The following is a 9473-nucleotide window of genomic DNA, read 5'->3' as shown; positions in this document are numbered from 1 at the left end:
TATCTTTCATCACCTGCTCTTTATTTAAAATAGAAATTCTGTGTTGGCGCATTATAACGCCCCCTTTAAAGAGCGCACTTTTCATTGGGTTGTTTGTTGAAAATCTATACATAATCGTATCTTCTTGCCACTGAAGGCTCATAAGTCAAGGTTTAAAAAGTTTTCATCCTTTCCAAAGTCTTTTCTAGCTTCTGATTAGAGCTCACTTTTGGAGTAATGGCGAACATCTCAATGTCGTGGGATCGGCCGTTATAGTAACGATAATTTTTCAGACTTCCTTCATGAGCAAATTCCGCTTTTTTAAGCATTGCAATAGACGCTGAATTTTCCTTTAAAGTGACCGCCTCAATACGATTAAGGGCGATGCGACTAAAAAAGAAAAGTCGACGACGAGTTGTAACTCCTTTGTCATGATACCTTGGTTCCAGTAGTGCTTTGAGAGATCGTAGCAAATCTCCGCACGGTAATGCTGATTAATTGATGTAAAGCCTAATAGCTGCTCCGATCCATTCGGTCATCTTTTTCCGTGCTAACGACCAGTAAATATCTCGTCTATATTTGAAAAGATCGTGGTAATAGGAGGTGATTTCAGCGGCAGCTTCAGCGAGGTTTCTTGGGTTAGAGGCGAGTATAATGAGCAACGTCGGGATCGACGTAATACTCAAAAAACGCCTCTACGTCTTTAATCATTTTCTCGCGTAGGAAAAAAGTATCATCTACGTTAAGGATGGGAAATTTTAACTATAAAAAACATTAAGCATAGTAGATTTTAACTAGTCCTCAGGTGTATTAGTTAGTCGTTAAATTATAAAGCTTAAAACTTAAGAGAAATATTAATTCAAAATGATGTAGACTTAAACGCATAAAGATTATACGATACTGATCACCCAATAATTGCTGTTATACGAATGGTTTCAGTCGCTCTAGAGCAATGAAAAAGGAGTTGTTGTAGGAAGCATAAAATAATCTTGTAATTGTGCTGCATTGCAGATTAGTTTAGGAAATAGTTAATTATATTTCCAAAAAATCAAGTAATTGTATTTTTAAAAGCCTTACTATTGTAAAGGGAGTTTGTCTTTTATATTTTAAAAATCGTTTGGAGCAGTTAACTTGTATACTTGGGATAGTTATTTATTATTCAAAAATAATCTCACTGAATAAATTGTGAAGGAAAATGCTAAAATAAAAGGAATTTTTCGTGGAAAAAAAAATTATCCGACGTGTAGTACCAGAATTACAAAATCGGTTTAAATGTCTTCACCCCGTTCTGCAACGTATTTACTTGGCGCGTAATGTTAATTCACCCGACGAATTAACGCATGAACTAAAAAATCTATTGCCTTATTCCTCTTTATTGAACATCGATAAAGCCGTAGCACGATTAACGCAAGCATTAAAAGACCAGCAGCAGGTTATAGTCATTGGTGATTTTGATGCGGATGGCGCAACAAGCACTGCACTCACTATCAGTGCATTGCGTGCCTTTGATATGGAAAATGTTTCTTATTTAGTACCAAATAGGTTTTCCTATGGTTATGGTTTAACGCCGGAAATTGTTGATTTAGCTTCGTCCCGCCGTCCTGATTTAATCATCACTGTAGATAACGGTATTTCCAGCCACGCGGGGATTGCTCATGCGAATCAACTAGGTATTGATGTTATTATCACCGACCACCATTTGCAGGGAGAGACAGTGCCCCTCGCTTACGCCATCGTTAATCCCAATTGCAAAGATGACCGTTTCCCCAGTAAATGTTTAGCAGGCGTCGGAGTCGCTTTTTACCTTATGTTGGCATTGCGTGCAGAACTTAAAAAAATAAATTGGTTTGAACAGCGCGGATTGGAATATCCCAATATGGCAAAATTTCTCGATTTTGTTGCGTTGGGCACGATTGCTGATATTGTGGCTCTTGATAGAAATAATCGAATTTTAGTACATCAAGGGTTACGGCGTATTCGTGCCGGCCAAGCGCATCCGGGTATTTTAGCGCTATTAGAAGTGTCAGGGCGCCCTCGCGAGAAACTGAGGGCGACGGACTTGGGATTTGGGATTGGGCCCCGATTAAACGCGGCAGGTCGTTTAGATGATATGAGTTTAGGCGTAGCATGTTTATTAACAGACAACCTGGATGCTGCGTTGGATATCGCTTATCGCTTGGATGATTTAAATAAAGAGCGGCGAGTGATCGAATCGCAAATGCAAAAAGAAGCTTTTGACGCCATCAATGGATTAAATTTGAATAAAGGATTGCCACCTGCTTTGTGTTTGTATCAAGAAGAATGGCATCAAGGCGTAGTTGGCTTAGTGGCTTCGCGCGTTAAAGAGCGCACCCATCGGCCCACTATTGTTTTTGCGAAAATGAACGATACTACTCTCAAAGGTTCTGCTCGTTCAGTTTCAGGGTTACATATTCGGAATGTGTTAGAAGCGATTGCTATCAAACATCCGGGATTAGTAACTAAATTTGGTGGGCATGCGATGGCGGCTGGTTTGAGTTTGCCGCTCGAACGTTTTGATGAGTTCAAAGAAGCGTTTTCTCGCGAGGTGACCGAGCGCTTAGATGAGGACGATCTTCAGCCTCGGTTAGTGAGCGACGGTGAATTGGCTTCCAATGAGCTTACGCTTGAGTTGGCGTTGTTAATACACGGGGCTGGGCCTTGGGGCCAAGATTTTCCTGAGCCACTTTTTGATGGGCGTTTTAAGTTGATTAATCAACGCATCGTGGGGCAACGTCATTTAAAATTGATTTTACAAGTGCCAGAGAATAATTATTATCTAGATGGTATCGCTTTTCATGCGGATCTTGAGCAGTGGCCCAATTTTCATTGTGAATACGCACATCTTGCTTATCGGTTGGATGTTAACGAGTTCCAAGGTCGTCGGAAATTGCAGTTGCTTGTAGAACACATTAGACCTTATTGAATTGTCGTGGACTACTTGTTCGTGGGGTATGTCAAATTTAAGGGGAAGCCATTAGTATTAAGTAGAGCGGTGGCGAATATTTCCACCACTTTGGAGTATTGCGATTATTCATAATCTTGACAATAGGAAACAATCTGGCTTGAAGATGTGAATTTTAAAAGCGATTCAATAAGCTCCTTTTTCATAGGTGATAGGGTATCAGTGGCCGAATATAGGAAGCAGAATCCAGTTGTTAGGTCTGATGCCATCGATACTGTCCTCAGGATGCGGTTCTTTGAGATGAACTAAGAGTAGTGATGCCTGGTATAACGCATCTTGCTAATACTCAGCAACTACATAAACATTGACCAGAACACTGCTATTGTATATGTTGTTAAACAAAACGTTTAATTCATCAGCTATTTGATTTAGTTTCGCCGATTGATTTGGATCAAGTAATTTCCACATCAGCCCCTCCAAAAGGAGAGTTTGAATAATATTCAAGTATTCTTCAAAGAGAGTCGACATTTTTCTATTATAACGCCCCTGGACTTAAAATCATATCAAGATGATTTTTAATAAGTTGACTTTATTTTTTTCGTGTTGTCTAATCTCTAAGAGATTCGTTTTTCGGAGAATGGAAGAGTACCTCTTAAACCAGAAGGTTGGCGGGGGTTTTTTAACGCTATGTCAGAAAGCCGAAACGCTGGATCAGCTAGACGAATTATTCGGTTTATTGTTTTTTTAGAAGAAAAAGAACAATTGGCGTTGCGAGTTGAGTTATTGAGGGCTTTACTGAAGGGTGAAAAACTCAGCGTGAAATTGCTTATGATCTTAATATTAGTATTGCAAAGATTGCCAGCGGATCGAATGCGTTGAAAACAACGAGCGATAAAATTAAATCTTTATATAAAAAAATATCTGCCATAAAGGAGAAATTTTTATGAGTAACTCTGGTAAGAAATTTGATTTTCAAGGTGTTTTAGATAACATTAAATCCATGATTAGCCCGGAAAGTAATACGCCTAGCCCTGATCCCAGCGACGCCATTGGCATGAAAATTGCAGAATTAAGTGTTATCGCGCAACAATTGACAAAGTCCCATGAGGAACAGGCTAAAGAATTATCTAACGTCAATCGATTGCTGAGTGATTTATTTAAAGACCTAGAAGCTTTTCGTAATCCTCCGGAAAATAAAAAAACAGAAAAGCAAGAAGATAAAGAAGAAGAAACGAAAAATGACTAAGAAGATTCCCACTTCCGCGGGAATGACGGTTAAAAACAAACTTTGATGAAAGCCTTTTCATTCTAGTTATTTTTCCTATTAATCTTAATTTCTAAAAAACCATTGTCATCTATCCAGTTTTTAACACAATCGGCTTCCTTTACGCTTTTCCATAAGTTTCTTTTATGAGAAAAGCCGTGATGAAGAAAGAAATCACACTAAGCGCAGGTAGAAAGCTAAAGCCGATAATAAAATCATTGCCTGTCAAGAGCACCGTGAGAACCCTCGATAAAAAGATTAATCAACGGGGTATGGACAAGCGCCCAATAAAAAATCATGACGTTTTTTAACCCTAATCCTGATACGCGAGTGGTTAATGAGGAGTGTTCTGAAATAATGGTAAACTCAATTTTTTGTCCTGAAGCAGCGATCCCTATCAGAAAAAACAAAAATCCGTAGATCCAATGTTCGTGGATGGAGAGATAAGTAAATAATTGCGGTCGATAGGAATCCAAGCAAACTGTAAAAAAAATAAGGGTAGGCTTTCGATGCCTAGCAATATCGTAGAAAGTGTTTAGTAAAGAACAAGCTATTGCAAACGCAAACTAAGTAAGAGAAACCATATCTGCGGCGAGCTCCTGGAAAAGTCCTCTGACTTCCAGATAGTCGCTTCCCCAGATGGCGCCTAAGACTAAAAAGGAAGCATAAACGCAAGCTGAATAGAATGCGATATACCACATCTAGGAATTTTAAATAATAGTTTTAATGATTGGGGATAGTCCCTGTTGCCTTTTTTAGTTAGATCAGCGCTTGTTCCCCGCCATGCGCTTTTTTTGTTACGATGAACAAAATTAACAGCGTCAGCAGCACAACGAACGACGAAATGAGACTGAGTACAAGTCGCCAATTGCTGCGTACCTTTGAAAGAAAAAAACCAATGGATCATCGGCGAGCAGAGACCCCATAGTGCCGATAAATTGGGAAGTTCCTGCGAAAAAACCAAAATAACGTTGAGGAAACCAGGTCACCGTGATGACAAGTAGAAAAATAAAAGAAAAAGAAGAACTAAATCCCATTAAAAATCGACTAAAAAAGCAAATCAAAATCCAGTGGATTATGAAAATATCAAGGCAGAGACGGCGCACGCTAAAACAGAAAAAATTATAATAAGTTTAACGCCAAATTTATTCGCTAAGACACCCATAGGAATTTTCACAATTGCATAAGCGATATAATAAGCAGAGCCAATTAATGCAAATGATTCCGGCAGTCAAATTAAGGTCAGTGATAATTTGATGAGCGACGGTCCTAATAAAAGTTCTAAGAAAAAATTTTTGAAGGAAAAGAGAGCGGCTATCAAACAGATAATTAAAGCTAAAAAAAGAAATGGACGATTTATTCACTTGTATCAAATCGTTTATTCCTCTCAGCTTATTCCCTTATTCAAACTATTCCAATTGCTCAATACTTTGTTCTTTCTAGTTTTTAAGATGAGTCACCGCTTTTTCCATTTTTGGAAGACAGCAATTGAAAATAAGGTTTCTCCATCATGAAGCAGGGGTAAATATTTTTATCTACAATAACGCATTCTTTCAGATTAGTTATTGTCGCACTTTTATCAGCGCCAAATGGATCAATTGTAGATAATATTTCACCATTTGAAACACGTTGTGCTAATTTAAATTTAGAATAACTCATTCTACTGGTAGTCACGCGAACCTAAAAATTATCTTTAGTAAAAAAAGAATTAGTGATTTTTAGGGGATAACAGCGGTTTGGTTTTGGCAACAAGTTTAAATTTCGTATTACCTTTAAAATACGCTTAATACCTATTTTAACACATGTTCATCAAAGTGCATAGCTTCATCCGCTTCATAAATCAAAATAGGAAATCACCGTGGCACCAAATGCTTTTGCTAATTCTTTTTCTTTTTCATTTTCAAAGTTAACGAAAATTTTCGGAAAATTAGTGTAATTTAAAAGCCACGTTTTGAGGTCGATACAATAGTCTTCTTTATCGAGTATTTCTTTTATAAAAAAGGTCGGTGAGCCGAGCAGCATTGTGAACTGGTCTTCGATCCGGTAAAATTACGGTCTAATTCAATTCTGTTTTGTGAGAAAACTCCCTCACAAACACAGTGCCCCAAGGTTTTATCCGTGCTACATTTGCAGTTACGCAGGGGTGTTGCGGTGAATGAAACAGGGGCACTTTATAGATTGAGCATAAGAAAAACCAAAAGGAGAAAGAAAAGCTATGGCGCTTACAAAATCAATTTAGGAAAGCCAGAACTAGCACTTGCTATTACGCCTGGATAGTTTTAAGTTTATACGATTTTTTTATTTTATAAAAATACGTTTTTCAAGTCTCGCCCGTGTGATGACAACTGAGCTGATGTCTCAATTTCATTTGAACGGCGTCAGTTTAGGAAATTTGGCTGCATCATTTCTTTACCCCTATTTAATTGGAAAGCTTTTCGTCGGTCATTTACTGGATCGTTATAATCCGCGCTTGCTCACGTTGATGCCGGTTGATTTATGTGGCCTGGGCGCTATTTTCTTTGATCACATTCAAGGTTTAAAGATTTCTTTGTTAGCGTAAAGTTTAATGGGTGTTTACCTTTCATTTGCAAAGTTTAGATATTTAAAATAACGGTGATTTTGTTTAAGACAAAACTGTTTACTTTTGTAAGCAGTTTTCTTGTGACCAGAGCTATCTTAGGTTCAATGGTGTGGCAAGAACCGTTGGCTTGGTTAGTTTCAGAAGTCGGCTTGCAGATGAGTTTATATTATTGTTGTTGTTTGGTTTAATATTAGCTCTGCTTTTTTATACTTGTGTAAAAATAAATATCTTTTGAATTCTTTTTTATCTACTGAATCGACGATAAAACTACACGATGTTGTTCAACTTTTAAAATTGAAAAACAATTTGTTATTAATGTCTTACACCGGTTTAGTATTTTCGCCATTGGCTGTGTTAGGTAGTCTGTGGGGAACGACATTTGAACAGACATTATTTTATTTAAACAAGCCAGAATTGGCTTCGTTAACGTCGAGTTTATTTTTAGGATTAGGGATGGTAGCGCCTATTTTGTGATGGTTATCCAGGCACTTCAATAAACATTTTTCCATTATGTGGATTTGGTTAATACTCTATTTGTTAGGATTACTCTGCGCGTTTTATTTTCCGGTGTCGATTAGATTAGAAGGCAACTCATTATTTCTATTTGGTTCTGGCACAGGCGCTTTTGTGCAAGGATTTCCGTTTGGAAAAGTTCTAATTCTGTTTTGTTTACCACCTCTGTGCTCGTCCTAATTAATATCAGCGATGCTTTATTCGCTTCTTTTATGGAACCTTTGATCAGAAAATTTCTTTATTTATTCTGAAAAGGTAAATCTGTCAACGACGTTTTCTATTTCTTGACCAACGACCTTCACCAAGTATTTGCCGTATTGTGCTTGTATTTATGTGCTTCTTTTGTTTTTTTAAATAAAACTCCGTCACCCATTTTCTTGAGAAAATTAGTAATAAATATAAAGAGGTATGTTATTTTACCGTGGTGATGGTACCAGAAAAAATATCCTCGATGAGAGCATTAAACGAGCGATGTCACGATCGTGGAAAGAAGATGCATGGGCAATTATCGAAAAATGCTCATTTGAGGAATATAAAGAGGTTTTATATTTAGAAAACGAAAAGATGTATTTTTCAACCAGCCATAAATTCCGTGATGGAAAAGAGGATGAATGTATAATGCTTAAACCGTGTTGAGGAACTTCTCTAATTCGCCACGAGTACTTAAAAACATTTATAAACACGTTAGTTATATTTATCTATTGAGGAAGAGGATTCGGAGGAAATCATACAAACGGTACAAAACATTAAGACTCAGCCGGATACAGGAGTAACAAAATCCGTCGGAGAAAAAACAAGGGCCTCTGTTTGTAGGAGGGATTTCTAATCGAGGGTGCAAAAAAAGACTACACGCCGACCTCTTAACTCCTTCATAAGAGGAAAAAAAAGCGAAAGCAAAACGGAAAATAAAATTTTAAAAGCCTTTTGTTATTGTTTCTTGAACACGAAACAACCGGAAGAGAGTATCAAAATTCCGCTCTTAGAGTGAGATCAAAAAAAAATGAAAATTACGGTTCTGTAAATTTAAGAGGTAATAAACTACATTATGAAAAGGAAGAATTAAGCAGTGAATTAAAAGGACAGCCGTCCACTTAAGCTAAACACATTTTGAGAAAAACTCACTTTTGGGTCCTCTGGAGAGATTTGCCATCCCTTGTCCCAGCCGGATCAATTGAAGCGGCAGGTAAGTATTTGTTGATGGAAAAAGAGAGCAGAAAAAAGCGAAACTGAAAGGTAAAGAAAGTAAATAAACAAGGAATCTATCACTGTTTCGGATATCAGTACTGATAAAAATGAAGGTTTGCGTTTTCATCATGGTTTTGGCAAATAGCCACTCTTTACTGAAATGAGTTCAAGATAGTTGATGCAGAGATTACTTCCTAATGAAAAGGGTTCTTACTGGCCACATTTCTGAACTCTGATAGAGATACTACAGTGGTATCAGAGTGGATAAAAAGTTAACGTTGAATATTCGCTTTTTAAATTTATGTAAACCAAGTTTCAATGTGTTAGAAATCTTAAACTGATGGCAGATATTGAAAAAAAAGACAGAGGAGAAATTCTATTCAATGACTTTTCTAAAAAAATTTTCAGAATATCTTTGGAAATCCAGAAGAAATTTTTTCTTATGACTGGCATAGTTGGGAATTTTTCTTGTTTATTTAATAAACGAGCCTAATAATGCCATAGATAAAAAATATAGGTACGGTCATTGCGTGTTTAAATAAGATTTCAAAAGATAAAAAATGATCATTATTGTTACTCATGACCAATATTTACAGTCTCAGTTACCTGGAAGCGTATTTGATCGTAATAATTAATAATAAGTTCTTGGTGTTGTGGGGTAATCGGATAAATCCACGGCTGGCATTGAGAGAGCTGAAAGTGAATCAAGGAGCTAACCCAACGAGGTTTCTAGCTTCTATTATAATTTTGAAAAGTATCATCTACGGGTTCATGATTAAGGACTCTTCGACATGAAAAGATGCAAATCCTTGATTTTCTGATGGCCAAGCAGAATCGACGAGATGAGAATAGAATAGTAGATATTTGTAAGATTTTTTATTATTCTCAAAGTGGTACTGAAAAAGGATACGATTATGTATAGATTTTCAACAAACAACCCAATGAAAAGTGCGCTCTTTAAAGGGGGCGTTATAATGCGCCAACACAGAATTTCTATTTTAAATAAAGAGCAGGTGATGAAAGATATT

General features: G+C 37.0%; 8 protein-coding genes and 2 pseudogenes. 6 read left to right on the top strand and 4 right to left on the bottom strand.

The genetic code is table 11. The features are described 5' to 3' along the window. Positions 1 to 138: 138 nt before the first annotated feature. Positions 139 to 761, bottom strand: a pseudogene (locus tag FIV31_RS06205) (GNAT family N-acetyltransferase). Between the two features lie 437 nt (positions 762 to 1198). Here FIV31_RS06205 and recJ point away from each other — a divergent pair. The 3 genes and pseudogenes from recJ (at position 1199) to FIV31_RS06190 (ending at position 4148) form a co-directional block, all read left to right on the top strand. Beyond that, positions 1199 to 2923 carry a single-stranded-DNA-specific exonuclease RecJ gene (recJ, locus tag FIV31_RS06200; protein WP_280124170.1) on the top strand — a complete coding sequence of 575 codons (1725 nt, stop codon included), beginning with the start codon at positions 1199 to 1201 and terminating at the stop codon, positions 2921 to 2923. Between the two features lie 562 nt (positions 2924 to 3485). Beyond that, positions 3486 to 3832, top strand: a pseudogene (gene trpR / locus FIV31_RS06195) (trp operon repressor). Between the two features lie 13 nt (positions 3833 to 3845). Next, entirely contained in the window at positions 3846 to 4148 is a 303-nt protein-coding gene (locus FIV31_RS06190; protein WP_280124169.1) for a hypothetical protein, read from the top strand. Between the two features lie 233 nt (positions 4149 to 4381). On the opposite strand, the gene FIV31_RS06185 is transcribed toward FIV31_RS06190, so the two are convergent. From FIV31_RS06185 to FIV31_RS06175, 3 genes are all read right to left on the bottom strand, one after another. Then, positions 4382 to 4642, bottom strand: a complete 261-nt coding sequence (locus FIV31_RS06185; RefSeq protein WP_280124168.1) for a hypothetical protein — start codon at positions 4640 to 4642, stop codon at positions 4382 to 4384. A 970-nt stretch (positions 4643 to 5612) separates the two neighbouring features. Beyond that, a complete protein-coding gene (locus FIV31_RS06180; protein WP_280124167.1) occupies positions 5613 to 5825 on the bottom strand; it encodes a hypothetical protein in 213 nt (70 codons plus the stop codon). A 174-nt stretch (positions 5826 to 5999) separates the two neighbouring features. Next, positions 6000 to 6188 carry a M14 family metallopeptidase gene (locus FIV31_RS06175; protein WP_280124166.1) on the bottom strand — a complete coding sequence of 63 codons (189 nt, stop codon included), beginning with the start codon at positions 6186 to 6188 and terminating at the stop codon, positions 6000 to 6002. Between the two features lie 313 nt (positions 6189 to 6501). On the opposite strand from FIV31_RS06175, the gene FIV31_RS06170 reads away from it, so the two are divergent. The 3 genes from FIV31_RS06170 to FIV31_RS06160 all read left to right on the top strand — a co-directional run bounded on the left by FIV31_RS06170 (position 6502) and on the right by FIV31_RS06160 (position 7896). Beyond that, complete coding sequence (locus tag FIV31_RS06170) at positions 6502 to 6726, top strand: hypothetical protein (protein WP_280124165.1); 225 nt, start codon at positions 6502 to 6504, stop codon at positions 6724 to 6726. Positions 6727 to 7041: 315 nt separating this feature from the next. Beyond that, entirely contained in the window at positions 7042 to 7221 is a 180-nt protein-coding gene (locus FIV31_RS06165; protein WP_280124164.1) for a hypothetical protein, read from the top strand. A 447-nt stretch (positions 7222 to 7668) separates the two neighbouring features. After that, positions 7669 to 7896, top strand: coding sequence for a hypothetical protein (locus FIV31_RS06160; RefSeq protein WP_280124163.1), 228 nt, complete (start codon positions 7669 to 7671; stop codon positions 7894 to 7896). The last annotated feature ends 1577 nt before the right edge of the window (positions 7897 to 9473 follow it).

The organism is Coxiella endosymbiont of Ornithodoros amblus (assembly GCF_019425495.1).
Classification (GTDB): domain Bacteria; phylum Pseudomonadota; class Gammaproteobacteria; order Coxiellales; family Coxiellaceae; genus Coxiella.
This window is presented reverse-complemented; position numbering and strand designations above follow the sequence as displayed.

Bases quoted from the DNA above. Each gene is read 5' to 3' on its own strand.
- FIV31_RS06190 (WP_280124169.1), top strand. From the start codon at position 3,846: ATGAGTAACTCTGGTAAGAAATTTGATTTTCAAGGTGTTTTAGATAAC.
- FIV31_RS06180 (WP_280124167.1), bottom strand. From the start codon at position 5,825: ATGAGTTATTCTAAATTTAAATTAGCACAACGTGTTTCAAATGGTGAA.
- FIV31_RS06175 (WP_280124166.1), bottom strand. From the start codon at position 6,188: ATGCTGCTCGGCTCACCGACCTTTTTTATAAAAGAAATACTCGATAAA.
- FIV31_RS06160 (WP_280124163.1), top strand. From the start codon at position 7,669: ATGTTATTTTACCGTGGTGATGGTACCAGAAAAAATATCCTCGATGAG.